General features: G+C 48.5%; 15 protein-coding genes. 11 read left to right on the forward strand and 4 right to left on the reverse strand.

From position 1 onward, the window contains the following. The first annotated feature begins 34 nt into the window (after positions 1 to 34). The 4 genes from QET93_RS03805 (at position 35) to QET93_RS03820 (ending at position 4,353) form a co-directional block, all read left to right on the forward strand. The gene (locus QET93_RS03805; RefSeq protein WP_280132046.1) at positions 35 to 478 is read left to right on the forward strand and encodes a hypothetical protein; all 444 of its coding nucleotides are present in this window, start codon (positions 35 to 37) and stop codon (positions 476 to 478) included. Positions 479 to 949: 471 nt separating this feature from the next. Continuing rightward, positions 950 to 1,267: a hypothetical protein gene (locus QET93_RS03810; RefSeq protein WP_280132045.1), complete on the forward strand. Its 318-nt coding sequence runs from the start codon at positions 950 to 952 to the stop codon at positions 1,265 to 1,267. 124 nt (positions 1,268 to 1,391) lie between these two features. Beyond that, entirely contained in the window at positions 1,392 to 2,417 is a 1,026-nt protein-coding gene (locus QET93_RS03815; protein ID WP_280132044.1) for a tetratricopeptide repeat protein, read from the forward strand. A 952-nt stretch (positions 2,418 to 3,369) separates the two neighbouring features. Beyond that, entirely contained in the window at positions 3,370 to 4,353 is a 984-nt protein-coding gene (locus QET93_RS03820) for a hypothetical protein (protein WP_280132042.1), read from the forward strand. A gap of 888 nt (positions 4,354 to 5,241) precedes the next feature. Here QET93_RS03820 and QET93_RS03825 read toward each other — a convergent pair. Continuing rightward, complete coding sequence (locus tag QET93_RS03825) at positions 5,242 to 7,548, reverse strand: alpha-N-acetylglucosaminidase (RefSeq protein ID WP_345786070.1); 2,307 nt, start codon at positions 7,546 to 7,548, stop codon at positions 5,242 to 5,244. 244 nt (positions 7,549 to 7,792) lie between these two features. Between QET93_RS03825 and QET93_RS03830 the strand changes: the two genes are divergently transcribed. After that, positions 7,793 to 9,010 (forward strand): folylpolyglutamate synthase/dihydrofolate synthase family protein, encoded by a 1,218-nt coding sequence (locus tag QET93_RS03830; RefSeq protein ID WP_280132040.1) that lies wholly within the window; start codon positions 7,793 to 7,795, stop codon positions 9,008 to 9,010. Between the two features lie 77 nt (positions 9,011 to 9,087). Here the strand turns inward: QET93_RS03830 and QET93_RS03835 are convergent, their stop codons facing one another. Further along, entirely contained in the window at positions 9,088 to 10,089 is a 1,002-nt protein-coding gene (locus tag QET93_RS03835; RefSeq protein WP_280132039.1) for a TlpA disulfide reductase family protein, read from the reverse strand. 95 nt (positions 10,090 to 10,184) lie between these two features. Continuing rightward, positions 10,185 to 11,435 (reverse strand): hypothetical protein, encoded by a 1,251-nt coding sequence (locus QET93_RS03840; protein WP_280132038.1) that lies wholly within the window; start codon positions 11,433 to 11,435, stop codon positions 10,185 to 10,187. 238 nt (positions 11,436 to 11,673) lie between these two features. Between QET93_RS03840 and QET93_RS03845 the strand changes: the two genes are divergently transcribed. After that, positions 11,674 to 14,172 carry a U32 family peptidase gene (locus QET93_RS03845; RefSeq protein ID WP_280132037.1) on the forward strand — a complete coding sequence of 833 codons (2,499 nt, stop codon included), beginning with the start codon at positions 11,674 to 11,676 and terminating at the stop codon, positions 14,170 to 14,172. A 7-nt stretch (positions 14,173 to 14,179) separates the two neighbouring features. Here the strand turns inward: QET93_RS03845 and QET93_RS03850 are convergent, their stop codons facing one another. Beyond that, positions 14,180 to 15,196: a M28 family peptidase gene (locus QET93_RS03850; RefSeq protein ID WP_280132036.1), complete on the reverse strand. Its 1,017-nt coding sequence runs from the start codon at positions 15,194 to 15,196 to the stop codon at positions 14,180 to 14,182. A 250-nt stretch (positions 15,197 to 15,446) separates the two neighbouring features. Between QET93_RS03850 and QET93_RS03855 the strand changes: the two genes are divergently transcribed. The 5 genes from QET93_RS03855 to mnmA are packed head-to-tail and all read left to right on the forward strand — an operon-like array spanning position 15,447 to position 19,044. Next, positions 15,447 to 15,725, forward strand: coding sequence for a BrnT family toxin (locus QET93_RS03855; protein WP_280126954.1), 279 nt, complete (start codon positions 15,447 to 15,449; stop codon positions 15,723 to 15,725). 38 nt (positions 15,726 to 15,763) lie between these two features. Continuing rightward, positions 15,764 to 16,057, forward strand: coding sequence for a CopG family antitoxin (locus QET93_RS03860; protein WP_280126955.1), 294 nt, complete (start codon positions 15,764 to 15,766; stop codon positions 16,055 to 16,057). Beyond that, positions 16,050 to 16,970: a tRNA (adenosine(37)-N6)-dimethylallyltransferase MiaA gene (gene miaA, locus QET93_RS03865; protein ID WP_280132035.1), complete on the forward strand. Its 921-nt coding sequence runs from the start codon at positions 16,050 to 16,052 to the stop codon at positions 16,968 to 16,970. Before QET93_RS03860 ends, miaA begins: the two co-directional genes overlap by 8 nt. A 59-nt stretch (positions 16,971 to 17,029) precedes the next feature. Then, entirely contained in the window at positions 17,030 to 17,932 is a 903-nt protein-coding gene (locus tag QET93_RS03870; RefSeq protein WP_280132034.1) for a hypothetical protein, read from the forward strand. Positions 17,933 to 17,967: 35 nt separating this feature from the next. Further along, a complete protein-coding gene (gene mnmA, locus QET93_RS03875; protein WP_280132033.1) occupies positions 17,968 to 19,044 on the forward strand; it encodes a tRNA 2-thiouridine(34) synthase MnmA in 1,077 nt (358 codons plus the stop codon). Positions 19,045 to 19,046 lie beyond the last annotated feature (2 nt).

The following is a 19,046-nucleotide window of genomic DNA, read 5'->3' on the forward strand; positions in this document are numbered from 1 at the left end:
TTTGAAGTCTCATAATCCGTTGGATAATAAAATTATGATTGTTGTCCCTGAAAAAAACACGGTTCTTATTGAAAAAGAATATGAGAATGATGGTCATGAAACTATTTTTGATGTATATAATATGAAATTATCAAAAGGTGAAAATGAGTATATTGATGCATACATTCAACAAGTAAATAGTTCTATGGATGATTTTAAAAGAGCAATGTCAGATTGGCTTTCTTTTTATACCTACCGTGAAACGATCAAAATAAAAAACAATAAATACAAAATTATTGATAAAATTCTCCATGATTATGGAATTTATAATATCAATATAAAATCCACATGGACAAGAATATTTTTTGAAAAAAAATTAAATAAAATAACGATTCAAATTGTAGATTACCCTAAAAATGAATATATTAGTTATGATTATATAAATATGATTACTCCGGCAAAAGAAACATCGCGTTTCAATTCGTATATAATTAAATAATTAAAAAGTTAATTAAATTCTCTATTTCAATTATTTATTGGAAAATAATATATCGAAATTTTTTGTGATATATCCCTAGTTCGAAGTTGTGTGTTCCCGGTCGTCAATTAGTTAATATGAAGAAATTGTATTACAAACATCACAAACTGATACAGACATTAGAATTTCGCAATGTCATTCGTATTGTATAGAATGCTCCAGAAGGAATGTCGTTTGAAACAAAATTGAGGACAGTTCAGAAATTGCATCGTAAAATAATAGATGGTGAAGACATATTGATACAACCCAGACAACAAGTGATTCGTTGAGCATTATGTCTTGTAGAATATCCTATTTACAGCATTAAAAATATTTATTGAAGTAAGAGTGACAAAAATAAATTCCCAATTGCTGGTTATATTGTTGGTATCCTGTTACAATAACGACGTTGTTCTCGACAAGGAAATCAAGACGAAAATATCTACTATTGATGTGAGTAAGATAGAATCATTGAATGATATTTTGGATAAGCTCAATATCAATTCTGCATTTTCATTCTGTGGCGAACGAGGAAATCGTGAAATCTTCCAACTTGAAAATAATGGATTGGTGATCGATTTAATACCCAGAGAACCACAACCTATCATCCCTTCCAATATAGATAATCTTCTGGCAGACAATAAATTGACGGCAGGTAAGAAATCTTGTGAATCAAGGTATGAATATAAAAAATGTCGCAACGAATACCGAGGTGTTAATATTTACAGTCATGGAATACTAATGGCTACGAAACATATTTCTTTAAATTAATGAAAAATAAATCCATATGAAAAATAGTTTGCAATCATGCATACATAAAGTATTATTTATAATATATTGTTGTATTTCGACGGCATTAGCATTTTGGGTCCCTCCGGAGTCATTTGAGGATCTTGTGAATAGTTCGGAACTCATTATTACGGCAAAAGTTGGTCGTGTGCACATTGAAGAGAATAACAGCTACGTTCTATTAGAACCCATTGATGTATTATATGGTATCAATATACCGGAAATTCGGTTGGGAATTACTATTCCAGAAGTTTATTGTCCTATTATTTGCTACAATGCTGGAAGAAAATATTATAATGGTGACGGGATCATAAAATACAAAGATCTCAAGAATGAGAGTTGCTACATTATTGAAGAAGATAAAAAATATTTATTTTTTCTTGAAATTTCGCGATGGCCTCAATCACCGTCATTTGGACTTTTAGACAAAGTTGAAGATTTTCCCCGCTCTTTTCTTCCATCTAATCCATCACTGGATTGTGTAATAGCTCGTCTTGAGGGAGATAAAATTATCAATTGGCCCTTTTCCATTGAGGGAAAAGTTATCGCTGACGATAACCTACAATATCCGCCATTGGATTTTCAGGAAGTGAAAAGACAACTTATGTTGACTATTGATAAACAACATAAAAATGCTTTGGAAATGGCGAAAATGGGTGACCAGAGGGCTCAATATTTGATGTTTTATTATTCGGCCATGGGTGTAGGAATGAAACGCGACTTGCAACAAGCGTACTATTGGATGAACAAAACACCTTATGACCCTTATCTTAAAGCTCAAATGGAAGAAATTAGAGAAACTCCGGAAGGGAATGAAAAAGCAATCAGTTACTACAAAGAGTTAGCCGATGATAATAATCTTCTCGCTCAATATCATTTAGCAAGGGCCTACTATGAAGGGAAAATGCTTCCACGAGATGATCGGAAATCTTTTGAATGGCTTTATTCGGCAGCACTTCGAGAATTACCTGCTGCTCAATTAAAATTATCGGCCTATTATGCCCACGGAATAGGGACAAAAATTAATCTCATTCATTCCTGGCGTTGGCGCCTACGCGCCATGAAAAATGATTATCTTCCAGCCCTATATATGCCTTATCCGGCCTATGAATTATCCTCATTTAAAAATTAATATAATATAAAAAGGTCAGGAAATTACGGTTGCATATTCCAAATTAATAATGACTAGAAAAAATAAAGTGTGTTAACACTCAACATTTTTATTATGTTGATACAATGAGTAGTAAAAGATATATTACAGTATTTGTTTCTTGTGCCTTCCTGCTTGTAAAGTCTTACGTCGATAAAACGATCATAGTATCTCACACAGAATCAATTGATGAAATGGAATGCATCGCTTGTGATGATTCAATTGTTTTATGTGTATTAAAGAAATTTCGCTGTCTATGGTTTAAATTTATATTTTACTAAATATGTTTTTAGCATTATATTCATGTCTTAGTGTTCTTGGTCTGTCTATCAATAATGACCTCGTTTCGGTTAATTCATCAAATGATTTTTCTGTTTGTGTGTATTGTGAAAAATTTGATTCAGGAGACTTAATAAAATATGTAAAACAGCGATTTGTATTAAGAGATAATAAAATAAAGCACTATTCGACAATATTTATATTTTATTATAAAGGTTGCAATTCTGGAGTAACTGAAATATTTGTGCAAAAAAATGAATATGGAAATCATATCATACAGTGGGATTATTCCAAAGCCAAGAGTGTTAGAACGACTACAACAGAAACTAGTCCATGGCCATGTGGAGTCAATTTCTATACCTATGATAAAATTAAATCCATTTTAGAGGCACAATTCATTTATCGGACTAAATGGTATTTTATAAATAGTTTAAAAAGTTTTTGTGAAAATTATTGAATTTGATGGAATTGTTAAAATCTAATCGAAAGATAAATTCCCAATATTGTATTACAAGCATTGGATGAAGTTTTATGAATATTCCAAATGATGATATATCTGAAGATTTAAAGCATGAATATATTTGTAATTCAGGATGAATTTCATTTTTAATAGAATCATTATGAGTAAAGTGGAGAATTTCGTAGGTTTGTTAAAATGAGTAGTAAAATATATATTAAAATATTTGTTTTTTGTGTCTTCTCGCTTACAAAATCTTACGCCGATAAGGCGATCATAGTATCTCACACAGAATCGATTGATTCATTTGGTGATGACAAGGTAGCTATGATTTCCCGTGAAAACAGGAAGAGAGAATTTGAAGAAAGAGTTATTGCGTATGAAGAAAAGATTCCGCATGAATTGGGAAGACAATTTGATCGCATACCTGATGGAAAAGAAGATTATTATCCACTAATGCCGAAGGAAGATCGTGTTTTTTGGATTGACGTTTTCAAAAACTATACAAATTATAGTTTGAATGAAAAGCCGACTAGACCGACATTTCTTTGCGACAAGGTTTCGGAAACAAATGTTTGGAAAGCGTTCCTGTATTCACAATTTCCCGACTTGGATCTATGTCTTTATCTAAAACGTGGAGACAGTCCCATTCCTGTCTTCGTGATACTCAATCAAGGTCATATTATCAGCCTTCATTCTGATCAATTCAATAAATCCGGGATGAGAGGCAATCTGGATTCAATAGACTATGCAATTAGTCAAGGAGGTGATTTTTTTAAAACATGGCTAAAGCACTTCAAAGATTCTCTCCATACAAAAAAACTGGATGACAGGACATACATGAAAATAATGGAGGTGTTTTCAAAAATAATTTCTCAAAGTCGAGAGGCTGATGATCTGCATTATGCGACAGATCTCTATCAGACAGACATCAACATGATTCGCCATTTTAATCACCTCGGATCACGCCCCGTTTTCAATCAGAACATTCAAATATTCATCCAGGGTAAAACAGGAAATTGTGAATACAGCATGGCGGAGCTCTACTTGGATAATGAACTTCCTAAAATTATTTTATTTTTCATATACGATCTATCAAACCAAAAAATGGATTATGATTATCTGGAAGACAAGTATTTCAAGCCCATGGGTATTCGGATCAAGAACAATGAAGTAGAATAGTTCAAATCATATCTAGTCCTATTCCTCAGAGGCTGGCATCTTGGTACATCTTTTTTGCGGTATGCCCATCAACAAGGCGAATTCACAATCTGTCTCAAAACGTTGGTGGCAGTTCCTGCATTCGATTTCCAATTTTTCTTCTTCGGACATATCGAAATTATTATTTTTTGTATAATAGTAATAGGTATGTCTGTTGCCGCACAATGGGCAAGGTATTGACGTCATTTTTCTTGTACGGTACAATATCAGCGGTATGCCGCATAGAACGATGAATCCCATGATGATATACTCCATGGAAACCCATTGGTTCTTCAGAGATACGATTGTTACAAGGATGGCGAGGATAAACGATGTGAAAGCAAGTATAATTGTTTTCCAAAAGACAGTGCGAATATATTCATAGCACGGAATAATCAATGGATTTTTTTCGCACGTGTATTTTCCGGAAAATCTACCATTCATCAGATCGTTTAATTTCCTTTTTCCCATGGTTGTGTATAGTCGATTTTTAGATTCTATCCCATGAACAGATGTATTGATAGTCAACGATCCAAATGGGCTGAATTCTTCCGAATAAGTACGCGGAAGTAACTTTTGTACATGCTAGCTCATGATACAGCAGGCTCAATACCAAAGTGTAGCTGCCCGACTCTTGTTGGCTCTTTGGATACTAGAGGTGAGCTCTGTAATCGTGGTTTACTGGCTGTTGTAGGAGGCTCCCCATGCGAGGCCGGCAAGAAGGGAAAACCTGTTGGTCAGTGTGAGGCTGGTCTGCCTGTTGATGTTGTGCGTCTTGCGTTGTTCGGTAGTATGAATAGGAGAAGCTGCCCCATGGGGATGAGGCAGCTTCTGTTGTGAGGGGTGGGTGTTTGTGGGACGTGGGCAGGATCAGGATACTTTGGCTTCGCCGAGGTTTTCGTTTCTGGGGCCTTTGTCGGTGTTGGGCAGAGGGACATTGCCGTATTCCTTGGCGAGTTCCTTGTATTTGCCGAACAAGCGCCGGACGGTTTCGAGCTCGTCGCCCTGGATGACCGGGGTTCTGGCTTTGCCGGGGGTCTTGACGAAGTTTTCTTCCCATTGGGCGAGTTCCTTGTAGAAACCATTGGCTCTCCAGGCTTCGCGTCCGTGAACCATGGGGAGTTTATCCTCGTTGTAGTCGGTACCGTCGTCGAGGTGTTTCCGGAGCATATCGTAGAACATCTGCCAGCGGTGCCGGTAGAAACCTTCGATCAGGCCGCTCCATTCGCGCCAGCTGTAGTCGAAGATGATGGGATCCCCGGCGGTGCCTTCACCCCAGGAAGTGACTAGGGATGTCGCATCACGTTCCAGAAGTTCCTTTTCCTGCGGAGTAGTGCCCCAGGCGGTGGCTTCCGTAAGCCAGCGATCGAAGTTGAATTCGCGGCGCGTGCGCAGAAGGGTATCCGTGTCGGACAAGAGTTCGAGGAAGCGCGTCGAGTGCTTGACGAATTCGGCTTTATCTTTGTTCTTAAAGGCTTCTGCGGCTTTGGCATGGATGGCCTGCCCGAGGTTGGATTGGATCTGGCGCTGGACGTCGACGATGTCGAAGAGGTAGGGTTTGGAGTTCTTCATCTTGTCGGCATCCTTCAGGAGGTTTTCCTGGGCACGATAGAGCAATTCGGTGGGGTAGGGGATATGGAATCCGGCGTTAGGGCCTGACTTTTTGGGTTTGAGCGCCGGACGGGCGGCGATGATGGAGCTGTTTTCCGTGCCGTTGGTTCCCTTGCGGTAGGGGCCTTCGAGCAGAAGCATCCATGCTTCTTCCGCGGCTGGGGATTGGGTGCCGTAACGGCGTTCCGCATAGTCTTTCAGCCATGTTTTGAGATCGACTGCGTCCTCGTGGAGAGGCATTTCGAAAGTCAGATCGTAATAGACCGGGTTTTGTTCGATTCCTTCCATGAAGAGACCGGAACCGCAGGCGTTGGGGGCTTCCTTGCGGGCCTGGGCGTATTGATTGGAGGCGATGAGGGGGAGGTCTCCGTGCATGTTGATACGCCCGCCGAAGTTGTGGAGGTTGCCGGCGATGAAGGGGTGCCCCCAGAAATTCTGATGTTGTTTGCGTTTGGAGCCGTTGAGGTCGAGCATGATGAGGTTGTTGACCGGGACAGCGTCGACGATGGGCTTGTACATGCTCCAGCATTGCATGGCCCAGACGGAGCCGGGGTGGAAGGACTGAAAGAGTTCGTGAATGGCCTTGCCGACGGCGGGCAGGTATTCCGGGGTATGGACGGGAGGACTGCTTTCATGGAAGGGGTCGGCGGCATAGACGCCGTGGGCTCCGAAAAGTTTTTTCTGTTCTTCCAGGAAGGTGCGTCCGATCTGGGCGAAAAGCGGATCCAGGGGATCGAGCTGGGCGGCACCGGGGAATCCGCACCATCTGCCCTGGAGGCTGATTTTGGCTTCCGGATATTTGTCCTTGAGTTCGCGGGGGACGAAGCCGGTGAACCCTTGCTGGATAGGTTGCATGCCAAGTTCCAGCTGGCGTTCCATGATCTGTTTTCCGAGGGTGATGTGGCTGTCGATCCAGGACTTGGGCAGGGGCCCTCCTACTCCCTGAAGGTTTTGCATCCATTGCCAGGCGAAGTGTCCGGGGCCGGAAAGGAAGCGGCGGGCTTCCTCATCGGAGAACTTGAACTTGAGGAGGGTGTTGTACCACACGGCTTCCAGTCCCACAGGAGACAGCGGCATGTTGATGCCGTTCATCGCCATGAAGTCGAGTTCTCGCTCCCAGCGTTTCCAGTCCCACCAGGCGGCGGAGTAGCTGACGGTGCAGTAATTGAGGTAGGCGCGGAACTTCTGGTCGATGACCTTGCGTTCTTTTTTGTCGGGAAGAGGGAGGGTTTGGGGCAGGTTCAATTGATCTCCGAACCAGGAGAAGTGTCCTTTGGCCGTATATTTGATGTATTGGTTGAATGCCATGGCCAGCGAGACGGGGTTATTGCCCCTCAGGACGATTTTGCCGTCACGGGTATCGATTTCAAATACATCCCGATCCTGATCCCGGGGGATGATCTCCAGTGTGAATTGCCCGGAATATCCCGGCAGAACACGGTTGATTAGTTCTGTGGCTACACGGATTTGATGGTCTGCCGTGACGGGTTGCGATGGAGATGCCGCGGCATGCAGCTCTTCCTGTGCTTCCACAAAGGGGGACAAGGCGAGCAATGCCAGTGGCATTAGGGAACAAAGAAAAGGAATTTTCATATCGTACAGGATACGCATACAATTGGGGGATCTTTCTAAAAATTGGTAGTTTGTGAAGAGAAAAGCATCTAGGGAGAATCGGAATACTCCATGGTTCGTTCCTGGCGAGAGCCCGGAAGTCCTTTTTCTGGAAGCTTTCCTCCCTGCCGGCTGGGAAAGGCGGGGGCTGGCGGCAGTTATGATTGCGTCCCGGAAAAAATGAATTATAGATGAGCGCATGAATTTGAAGTCGGCACTGGACTGGTTGTACTCGACGCAGTTGTTCGGAATCAAGCTGGGGCTTGAGGGTACCCGCAGGCTGTTGGAGGCAGCGGACGCCTATCCGTCGGAGGATGTGTGCGTCGTACATGTGGCAGGAACCAATGGCAAGGGATCTGTCTGTGCCATGCTGGAGGCTTTGGGGAGGAGTTCGGGCTTGAAGACTGGGATGTTTACGTCTCCTCATTTAGTAGATTTCAGGGAAAGAATCCGGGTGAACGGAGTCATGATTCCCGAGGATGCGTTGCTGAGGCTTTTGGTGGAGGTGCGGGATTTGGTGGCGGAGTGGGATCCTCATCCGACGTTTTTCGAATTGGCTCTGGCTGTTGCGTTGAAATACTTCAAGGAATGCGGAGTTAAGTTTCTGGTTTTGGAAACAGGCCTGGGGGGGCGCCTGGATGCGACGAATGCCGTTCCCAAGGATCTGGCCGTGCTGGCTCCCATCGGCATGGATCACCAGCAGTACCTCGGCGATACGCTGGAATTGATTGCTGCGGAGAAAGCCGGAATCATTACCGCAGGGCGGCCTGTTGTTTCCGCCGTTCAGGAACCGGAGGTTGCCGGCGTGATTGCCCGCCGCGCGGCGGAACTGGGCTCTCCTCTGGCCATTGCCGGGCATACGGATGGGGTTCCCCAGCCTTCTTTACCCGGTGCCCACCAGAGGAGGAATGCCGCCCTGGCTCTCCTGGCGATGAAAACGCTCCATCTTCTGCCTTCCCGTAGTGTGGCGGAGGCGGCGTTGTCCTCCTTGTCCTGGCCGGGTAGATTTCAGGAACTGGAAGGAGGACTCATGGTGCTGGATGGCGCCCACAATCCGCATGCCGCCCGGGTGCTTGCAGAGACCTGGAGGGAGCGTTTCGGCGATGACAAGGCTGCTCTTGTGTTTGCCGCATCCGCAGACAAGAACATTCACGGTGTTCTGGAACTGATTGCTCCTTTGGCAGGAGAATGGCACCTGGTCCCGTGTACGTCACCCAGGATTTTGGGAGTGGGCGACATGAAATGCCTGGTTGAGGCCTTTTCGTCGGTTCCGGTTGTCTGCCATGACAGTCTTGAAACCGGTTTGAAGGCCGCCCGGAACAGTGGATGCCGCGTCCTGGTGACGGGGTCCCTGTTTTTACTGGGTGATGTCCTGGGGCTGTTCGCCGGGGAAGGCCGCAGAGCGACTGTTCAATGATTCCCCTTCTCCCCCCGGATTTTTACGGGAAAAACAGGGGGAGAGGAAAAAGCTTCGATGGGGTGACGCCGGAAGGTTTATTTATCTTCCTTTGCTTCTTCCGGCACGATCAGGGGAGAAAGGAGCTGTTTGAGCTGCCCGGCAATTTTTTGCGTGATTTCATCCGGGGACTGTTCCAGTTTTTCAACGGCATCTATCAGGGATTTGACTTCGCTCTGCTGGGGCTTTTTCTTCTGTTCCAAGGCTTCAATCTTCTTTTTGATGCCGAGGAGGCGGGGGATGTCCTTGTTGGCTTTGAGGGCGGTTATTTGCTCGTCAAATTCCTTGACGGACGGAACGGCCTTTTTCAGCCGCAGCATCATGGGAAGGGCGTTGAGCGGGTCTTCTCCGAAGACTTCTTCAATGGAGGCTTTTTCGTTGTCAAGCCATGCATCGTATGTACTGCAAACTTTTTGGGCTTCTTCATCATCCTGCTTATTGCGCAGTGGTTTGATTTTGGCTTCGATGTTGGTACCGTCGGAGACGAGATCCTTGGCAAGTGCCTTGTATTTGTCGAGTTCAAGCCCGTCCAGGATCGGGGTTCCCTTGCCGACGTTGCGGAGTTCTTTTTTGATCAGGTCATACAGTTCGCCGGGGTATCCCTGGGCGACGACTTTGCCATTGGCTCCGACGAGGACGGCAAAGGGCAAGCCTCCGGGACAACGAGCTTCCGGCAGGGAGACGAACTGGTACACCGGAAAGGTCACTTTAGACTTTTTCAGGAAAGGTTCGATTTTATCCGATGGCCTTTGACTGTGGCTGGCTACAATGACAAGCCCTTTGGATTTATACTGGTCGTACAATTTAACGAGGTGGGGGAAACTGGCGATGCACGGCGGGCAGTTGATACCCCAGTATTCGAAGAAAACGACTTTTCCTTTCAGGTCGGAAGCCTTGATTTTCGGTCCGTACAGGTGTGCGGAGGCGGGGAATTGGGGGAATGTGACTTTAACTCCCTTGGGGTGTTCCAGCCCGGATGATATTTCGATGGAAGCCATGCCGAGGACAATGGCCGCTGCAATAGAAAAGAAGCATTTCATACTGGCAACTTAGATGATGGAGGTGAATTGTCAAGAGACTCGCTAAAATTCATTCCTACCGGGTTAATGCTTTGACGGTGCGGATTTCCCGGAAATCATCTGACGACAGGCCATACGATGCCGACAGGGTCAAAGGGAGCTACTTGTCCTTTGATTGTCGCGGGATCGGGAAGAGAGTAATTTGTCCTGAATAACGGGAAGATGGGAGAACCGTATTTTTGATCTTTATGCACGACGGGGGCATCTACTTCTTCGATCATCAGGGATTCACCGAACTGACCTCCATTATCGCCCAGAAGGATCTGGATAGGGTAGGTTTTTCCGGCTTCTACAGTGAAGACGACTCCAGCCGCATATCCCCCCGTGTTTTGGTTCCAGTGTTCTGTGTTTTCGTATTTATACAGAGTAACGGGAGGGACATTGATTTTGGATTGCCTGAGTTTCCTGACCAGGACTTCATCGGCTCCCTTGACATTTTGCAGGGCATCGTGCCAGGCTTTTCCAACGGCATAACTCTGGTTGATGGAGACTTGAGACCATCCAAAGTCAAAAACGTTTTTCCCGTTGAAGTTGACGACGAGAACATCGTCTGCGGCTCCCACAAACCGGAATTTGCCGGACTTGGGGGCGACGACATTACCTTTGTACACGGCTGCCCAGAAGCTTCCCTGGACGCGGTCGCCACATTGATAGGCTTTGGGGGCATCTTCCGATGGGGAATTCGGGATATAGAACTGGGATGCGTAGAGCTTCGTTGGAGATTTGAAGTATTTGTTGAGGATGGATCTGTTCCAGTTTTTGATGAATTGATTGAAGACATTGATGTATTCCGCATAGGTCATGTTCGTACTTTTCCCTGCGGGGGTTTGCTTTAAATCGTAGAACGTTCCCTCCAGAGCGCTGCCTCCCGGTTGGTCGGAGCCGAATCCGGTTCCTCCCTCCCCGAGATCTTCTCCGACTCCGGCACCGAAATCTACTCCCAGTTCCAGGCTTTGCCCAAGATCGGAAATGTCCGGGGTTTCCAGGTCAACCGAAGCGATGGCGACATCGCTGACGGCATTGGATGTGATGATGCTGGCGTGGTTTTGGACGGAGGCGGTGGGGCGTGTTGTGATGCGTTCCGGCGTTACTGGGGAATCCTGGGGCGGGGCATCCGTATTGTTGGCGACATAGGCCACGATTTCCGGTTTTTCCGTTTTTGAGACAACGATGACAGCGGTGTACAGAAGGAGTCCGGCCAGAGCCGTTGACAAAATGGCTGTTGCCAACGCGGCCAGGAAGTTGCGCGTCTTGGCTTTCTGGAGAGCCTTGTCGGCTTCATCGGTCATTCCAATATGAAGGCTCATTGGTGTTGAGGGAGTGGGGAGAAGGGCGTTTCAACCATGAAATCGGATGGGGTATCTATCCATCAGCATGGATCATGATTAAAATATGATCCTGGATAAAGTGATTCAATGTGAAATGGTTATTATTTGTTCTTTAACTCGATTCTAACGATTTTCCCGTTTGATTCTGTGGGTGGGTGTATTTTTTCGGTCTGGTTTTGCCCTTGACGGGAGATGGTCTCTTGGCGAGTGTACGGACATGAAGCCCGATCCGTCCTGTTGCCCTCCTTTGTCCCGAGGCGATTTGAGCCCGGAATTGTTGGCTCCTGCCGGAAACTGGGAGTGTGCCCGTGCGGCCGTGTGCAATGGGGCGGACGCCATCTATTTCGGTCTGGAGCAATTCAATGCCCGTCTGCGGGCCGACAATTTTACGCTGGAGGATCTCCCCGGGCTGATGAACTATTTGCACGGGCATGGAGTCAAGGGATTTGTGACGATGAATACGCTGGTGTTTACGGGGGAGATGCCGGCCGCGTTTTCCTATCTGGCATCTCTGAACGATGCAGGAGTGGATGGAGTAATCGTCCAGGACATGGGATTGGCCCGTATCCTGACTCTCTGGAAGCGGGAGCGTCCTGAAGTGGCATTGGAATTGCATGCATCGACTCAGATGACATTGTCGTCGCCGGATGGCATTCGTTTCACGGAACGATTTTTGGATTTGGAGCGTGCCGTTCTGGCACGGGAGTTAAGCTTGAAGGATATCGAATGTTGTGCCCGGGAATCGTCCGTGCCGCTGGAGGTTTTTGTCCATGGAGCGTTATGTGTGTCGTATTCCGGCCAATGCCTGACGTCGGAGAGCCTCGGCCAGCGAAGCGCCAACAGGGGAGAATGCGCTCAAGCGTGCCGCCTTCCCTATGCTTTGGTTGTAGACGGACGGCTGAAACCTATGGGTGAGAGACGATACTTGCTGAGCCCTCAGGATTTGTGCGCTCTGGACGATATACCGGAGCTTGTACGCATGGGAGTGAAAAGCTACAAGATCGAAGGCCGGCTCAAGAGTCCGGAGTATGTAGCTGCCGTGACATCGGCCTATCGTAAGGCTTTGGATGCTGCAGTAGGAGGAATGGAGGCGGATTCCCTCGTGACGGATGCGGACCGGTATGCGTTGCAGATGGTGTTTTCCCGAGGTTTTTCCCATGGATGGCTTCATGGTTCCGACCACCCGACGCTGACGCACGGGCGGCACGGCAAGAAACGCGGGGCTTTTGTGGGTGTTGTATCGGGGGGCGGCAATGGCTGGGTAGATGTCAATTTGGAGGGAAATGTCCCCCTGGCTCCCGGTGATGGCTTTGTGTTTGATGCCGGAGAAGACCGTAATGAAGAACAGGGCGGCCGTATCTGGAAAGTGCAGAGGAACCGCTTGTTTTTCCATGGCAAGGCAAGCCGGGTGGACTGGACGCGCGTGCGTCCCGGGCAGAAGGTTTGGAAGACGGATGATCCGGCGTTGAACACCCGTCTGCGTCAGTCATGGGTGCATGAACGCGCGGAGGGAACCGTCCCTCTGGAATTGCATTGTACCGGGAGAGTCGGGGAACCTTTGGTTGTGAATTGCCCGGCGTGGGGTGTTTCCGTCCGGACGGATGTTGCTCTGGTGCCCGCAGTCAATCGTCCGTTGACTTCCTCTACACTTCGGGAACAACTGGGAAGGCTGGGTGGTTCCGGCTTCATACTCAGGGCTTGTACGGTGGATTTGCCGGAAGGATTGATGCTTCCCCTGAGCTCATTGAACAAGGCCCGCCGGGATTTGGTAGAACAATTGAACAGACTGGATAAACCCGTCCAAAGGGCTTCTTCTCCTTTTTCCATACCGGAAATCATGGTCAAAACGCGTGTATGTCCGGAGACGGCACCGGCGGAACTTTCCGTTTTATGCCGGCGTGAAGAACAGGTCGAACCCTGCCTCCGGAGCAGCATCAAGACTCTGTATCTGGATTATGAGGATATGAGGAGGTATGGAGATTCTCTGGAGAAGATTCGGTCCATGGCTCCGGATGTTTCCGTATTCCTGGCTACTCCCCGTATCCAGAAACCGAAGGAGGAAGGGTACTTCAAGCTGATGGAGCGTCAGGCTCCGGACGGGATTTTGATCCGCAATTGGGGAGCTGCGGAATATTTCCATGATTCGGGGTTGAGGCTTGTAGGGGATTTTTCCCTCAATGTCGCCAATCCGTGGTCGGCTGATGTGTTGCTGGAATTTGGACGGTTTGAGAGATTGACAATTTCCTATGATTTAAATGCGTCGCAGGTACTCGACCTCCTTGCCGGGATGCCAGGAGACAGGCTGGAGTTGACGCTTCACCAGCATATGCCCATGTTCCATATGGAGCATTGCGTATTTTGTACTTTCCTGTCCGGCGGCGGCCATAATGACAGGGACTGCGGGCGGCCATGCGAACGCTACAGTGTCCATTTGAAGGACAGGGTGGGACAGTTGCATCCCCTGTTTGCCGATACGGGGTGCCGCAATACCTTGTTCAACGGACGGGCTCAGACCGGGGCGTGTTTTTTCCCGGCTTTCCGGGATGCCGGGCTTGTGCATTACCGGGTTGAATTGCTGGACGATTCTCCCCGCAAGGCGTCTTTGTTACTCCGGGAATACGGGCGTTTGATTTCCGGCGAGGTTGCAGCGTCGTCTCTGGCTTCCTCTCTGGACTTGTTGGAACAGCTCGGCACGACTGTCGGTACGCTGGCCTGAATGGAACCTAAAATGCTGTTGATTCGGGATTGAGCAACCGTGCTGTCATGCGTGCCAGGCCGTCGACAACTTCGGCGAATTCACGATAATCCAGCTTTTCTGCCCTATCGCTCGTTTCATGGTAGTCGTCGCACCGCAGAAAGGCCGTATCCGTGACGGCGAATGAGGGAATGCCTTCTTTCATGTATGACCAGTCATCTGACCAGGCGACGGCCTTGGTATAGTACGGAAAGGATACGGCACGGACCGGAAATCGGCATTCGCTTGTAAAAATCTCTGAGCAGGATCGGGAGAAATCCTTTCCCGTGTTGGTGGACATAAAAGCCACATAGTCGCAACGGTCCGGGAGTCCCGCCAATCCGGCTACGACGGCACTGGCCCGTTTTTTGTTGACCCTGGGGGAGTAGCATCCCAGCGTTTCCGGCGTGAACATGCCCATGATATGTTCCTTGCCTGGATTTTTTGCAATGCTCCGGGCATGGACTCGGGAACCCATGGCATCGGTTTGGAAGAAAGGGGCCTCTTCGTTGGCGTAAAGAACGAAGATGATTCCGTGTTGTGTAGGAAGATGGCGGAAGATCCGAGCCAGTTCCAAAACGGTGGCAACTCCCGAACCGTTATCATTGGCTCCCGGCGTCCCGGTTTTGGCAGGGATGACCGGACCGTGGGAATTCCATGTTTCCATCCCGGCCCGGGTATCGTAGTGGGCTCCGATAATAAGCCAGGGAGCATTCGGGGTTGTACCGGGTTTCCGCACTTCAATGTTGTATGCGGTCTTTCCGGCAGCTGAACCGAAGCTGGTTTTTCGAGGGACGGATACGGGTTGGAAGACAGGGGTATAACCCATGGTTTGCAACTCGTGTCTGATGTAATCGACAACCATCTTCATGTTATCCTCCCGGTAGAGGTTGCGTTCTCCGATTGTTGTGGCGAGTATGGTCACATGGCGTTTTAAATGAGCCTGGATGGAAACCGTATCCGGAATGCTGCCCGTTCCATGGGGCTGGCGGAGCTGAGTACACATTGTCAACGATAAGCTGACGAGACCGAATATTCCCACCAACACCAGAAACAGTTTCCTTATCATTTTAGTTCTCTTAACAAGAAATCTCAGGCCAGGCAATTGAAAACAAGGCTTGAGTTGTTGGCTCGTTCTGAGGTCCCCTGCTTGTATCGAGCAGGGTTTCCGGAAGTGACGCCCCCTCGCTCCAGCATTGCATGGGGAAAATATTCTTCCCTTTGAAAGATCTTTTCTCTATATCTGGCATAAGTAAATGGAACTGGATTTGAGACAATTAGTGTTTGACCCGACCCGGTATAAACCGAGGGAAATTGAGGAATGCCTGGAAGATCCGTTTGGCATTCGCCTGTTGCCTGATGAGGTGGAATGGACGGCAGAGGCCCGGTACTTTTGTCTGGGGCGTACATTGGAGGGACGAGGGTTGTTTCTTGTATTCTGGAGTGACGGTAAAATTGCCCGTATTGTTTCCGTCCGGGATATGACGGATGGGGAATCCATGTACTACAATCGTAAATACGCGACGCTCAACTGAACGGTTTAACGGTCTTTTTCTTACTTGATTAATTATTTATGGATATTCTTTCTTCTTGGCAGCAGGTTCCCGTTTTTTCATCTCCCCAGGAGGAGGCCCGGTTTTGGGAAGAACATGAATTGGCTCCCCGATTGATGGAAGCTGCCCTGTTGTCCAGTGACGGCAGGGAGTCCAGTTCCATTACACTCAGGTTCGATCCCCGCATGCTGGCCCGCATCAAACGCGTAGCAAGAAGCCGGTATCTGAACTACCAGAGCATGATGAAGCAATGGTTGGCAGAGCGCCTGGATGAAGAGGCACGCATAGAAATCCCTGAGAATAATCATGAATGATGCCTTGCGCCTCATCTTCATAACGGGCACGACCGCTTCGGGAAAATCAGCCCTGGCATTGGAATTGGCTCGGCTGCTGGATGCCGAGATCGTGAGTGCCGATGCCTATCAGGTGTATCGCGGCATGTCTGTTCTAACGGCGGCTCCAACTGCGGAAGACAAGAAGAAAGTGCCTCACCACATGGTGGAGTTCCTCGATCCTTCGGAGTCTTGGGATGCTTCCTCTCATTACCGGCGGGCCATGGAGTGTATTCGAGACATTCATGAACGGGGGAAGAGGGCGATTGTGGTCGGAGGATCCGGGCTTTACTTGAAATTCCTGTCACACGGTATTTCCGATGCTCCTCCTGCGGATGAGATGCTCCGCAAGGGGTTTGCCTCCCGCGAATTGGCGGATTTGGTTGACGAATTGAAGCGGCGCGATCCCGAAGGCGCTGCTATGACCAGTCTGGAAAACAGACGGTATGTTGAGAGGAATTTGGAAATTGTGATTTTGGGAGGCAAGCCTCTCCGGTTTTGGAAAGAGAACTGGCAACGTCCTCCTGCCGGTCCCGGTTATGTAATTTCACGAGAGCCCGAGGATTTGGAACATCGTATCCAGGAACGAACCCGGCAAATGTTTGCAGAAGGAGCGGTGGATGAAGCTGCCGCGCTGGGTTCTTGTTCCTTGACGGCGGAGCGTACGCTGGGGCTACCGCAAATCCGTGAATTATTGCGTGGGAACATGGGGATTGAAGAATGCATCCAGGCTGTTGTCCTGGCTACCCGGCAATATGCCAAACGGCAAAGGACCTGGTTGAGGCGTGAGACATGGTTGCAGAAACTGTTTGCATCCGAAAATTCTTCTTCCTTTAGCCTTGCGGCTGACGTAAAATACCTCCTAGAAAGCTTTATTCGGAATGGCGGTAGTTGAGGAACTGCGCCATCAGTTCTTAAGGCTTTTTTGAAAGAGCTATTTTACATACCAATATTATGGAAAACTCGAAAAGAAGACCAAATTCCGGACCGTATTTGATTGTCATTGCCCTTCTGGCTTTGGCCTTGGTTATCTGTATTGTCCTTATCGTCCGCAAAGATGCTGATACTGTGGCTGCTCCGTCTGTTCCTACCGCTTCGGCAACGCAGTCCCAGACACCGGCCTTGCCTGGCGCCACTACCGCTTCTGCGAATGCTCCGGCTGCTTCCGGTACTGCAACCGGACAGCAACAGCAGACAATTGATCCGGAATCCGTTCTCGGTAGAGTAGCTCTGGCGGTGAATGGTTACTATTCCGCCAAAACTCCTCAGGAAAAGGCCAAGTTCGTGCTGGAAGCCGATACGATGCTTCCAAAAATGGAAAAGTATTACGAAGAGCATACTATCAAAAATCCTGGTGCCAAATCGGTGGAACCTCCTACGGCATTTGCCCTCGGCGGTTTGTCCTACTGGCGCACTCGGGTGCTCCTGAATGATGGTACCGTCGGCTTTGTTGCGATGCGTATCATTGACAAGGAGCCCAAGATCGACTGGGAAAGCGAGGTGCGTTATTGTTCCTTCGACTGGGACAAGTGGCTTGCCGACAAGAGTAAGGAAGCCGGAGATTTCCGTGTGTATGCTGTGGTCGACAAAGAGTACAAGGCTCCCTTTAACGATAATACCCACTACCTTTGCCTCAAGGTGAAGACAATGGACTCCGACAAGACCATGTTTGCCTATCTGGATTTGACCGACTTTGATCAGCGCGAGTTTGCCCGCCAGTTGATAGAATCTGGTAACAACCCCATCGAATGTGTTCTGACGCTTCAGCAGGTTGATTCCAAAGAGAGCGATTCTCCGGTCGCCAAAGTGCTGAAGGTTGTGAGTCCGTCCTGGGTGATTCCCTACGGAGGGATGTAATCCATGTATTTTTTTCAAAAAAGGAGGTCCCCAAGGTGTCAAGAATCCTGGTAGGTCTCTCCGGCGGAGTCGATAGCTCCGTAGCCGCGGCCCTGCTCAAAGAGCAGGGCCACGATGTTGTCGGGGCTTACATGAAAAACTGGGTGAACTCCGAGGAAATTCCCGGAGAATGCCCTTGGGAGAGCGATATCGAAGATGCTCTTGCCGTGGCGCGTACACTCGGCATTGAATTTCGCATCGTCGATTTAGTGGACGAATATCGTTCCCGTATCGTCAATTATCTGATTGAAGGCTACCGGGCGGGTTATACTCCCAATCCGGATGTTTTGTGCAATCGGGAAATGAAGTTCGGGGTCTTTCTGGACTATGCTCTCGAACAGGGCTTTGAAATGATAGGGACCGGTCATTATGCCCGCCGTGCCGTCCGTTCCGACGGCAGGGTTGATTTGCTGCGCGGTCGGGATCCCAACAAGGATCAATCCTACTTCCTTTCTTTGATGCGTCCGGAGCAGATTGAACGGGCCTGCCTCCCCTTGGGAGATCTCCTCAAGCCTCAGGTGCGGGAACTGGCCCTCAAGTACGGTCTGCCGACTGCCCGCAAGAAGGACAGCCAGGGCATTTGCTTCATTGGCCAGGTGAAGATGAGCGACTTCCTGCAACACTATGTGCCGGACAAGCCCGGCGACATTGTCGATACGCAGGGCAAGAAGATGGGGCGCCATCGCGGGCTCCATTTGTTCACGATTGGCCAGCGCAAGGGCCATGGCGTTGCTTCACCCAGGGAAGGCGTGGCCTATGTTGTCGTGGGGAAGGATGTCGCCAACAATCGCCTGATTGTCGGCTACGAAGACGTAGCCACGCAGGGATTGTACGCGCGGAAGGCCATCGTCAGCGGCATCGAAAACACGCGGGAGCCTCTGCCCGGACGCGTTCTTGCCCAGCCGAGATACCGCGCCAAAGCCGAACCCTGCACTTGCGTGTACATCGGAGAAGGCCGTGTAGAATTGACCTTTGACCACCCGTTGCGAGCCCTTGCCATTGGACAGGTATGCGCCTTCTACGACGGAGGCCGCGTACTGGGCGGTGGTTTCTTTGAATCCGTAGAATCCTGAAT

Origin of the sequence: Akkermansia sp. N21116, from assembly GCF_029854705.2 — a bacterium.
Classification (GTDB): Bacteria; Verrucomicrobiota; Verrucomicrobiia; order Verrucomicrobiales; family Akkermansiaceae; genus Akkermansia.

Excerpts from the sequence above, each read along its gene's own strand:
- QET93_RS03805 (WP_280132046.1), top strand. The coding sequence starts at position 35 with ATGATTGTTGTCCCTGAAAAAAACACGGTTCTTATTGAAAAAGAATAT.
- QET93_RS03820 (WP_280132042.1), top strand. The coding sequence starts at position 3,370 with ATGAGTAGTAAAATATATATTAAAATATTTGTTTTTTGTGTCTTCTCG.
- QET93_RS03825 (WP_345786070.1), bottom strand. The coding sequence starts at position 7,548 with ATGCCACTGGCATTGCTCGCCTTGTCCCCCTTTGTGGAAGCACAGGAA.
- QET93_RS03830 (WP_280132040.1), top strand. The coding sequence starts at position 7,793 with ATGAATTTGAAGTCGGCACTGGACTGGTTGTACTCGACGCAGTTGTTC.
- QET93_RS03835 (WP_280132039.1), bottom strand. The coding sequence starts at position 10,089 with ATGAAATGCTTCTTTTCTATTGCAGCGGCCATTGTCCTCGGCATGGCT.
- QET93_RS03840 (WP_280132038.1), bottom strand. The coding sequence starts at position 11,435 with ATGAGCCTTCATATTGGAATGACCGATGAAGCCGACAAGGCTCTCCAG.
- QET93_RS03845 (WP_280132037.1), top strand. The coding sequence starts at position 11,674 with ATGAAGCCCGATCCGTCCTGTTGCCCTCCTTTGTCCCGAGGCGATTTG.
- QET93_RS03850 (WP_280132036.1), bottom strand. The coding sequence starts at position 15,196 with ATGTGTACTCAGCTCCGCCAGCCCCATGGAACGGGCAGCATTCCGGAT.
- QET93_RS03855 (WP_280126954.1), top strand. The coding sequence starts at position 15,447 with ATGGAACTGGATTTGAGACAATTAGTGTTTGACCCGACCCGGTATAAA.
- QET93_RS03860 (WP_280126955.1), top strand. The coding sequence starts at position 15,764 with ATGGATATTCTTTCTTCTTGGCAGCAGGTTCCCGTTTTTTCATCTCCC.
- miaA (WP_280132035.1), top strand. The coding sequence starts at position 16,050 with ATGAATGATGCCTTGCGCCTCATCTTCATAACGGGCACGACCGCTTCG.
- QET93_RS03870 (WP_280132034.1), top strand. The coding sequence starts at position 17,030 with ATGGAAAACTCGAAAAGAAGACCAAATTCCGGACCGTATTTGATTGTC.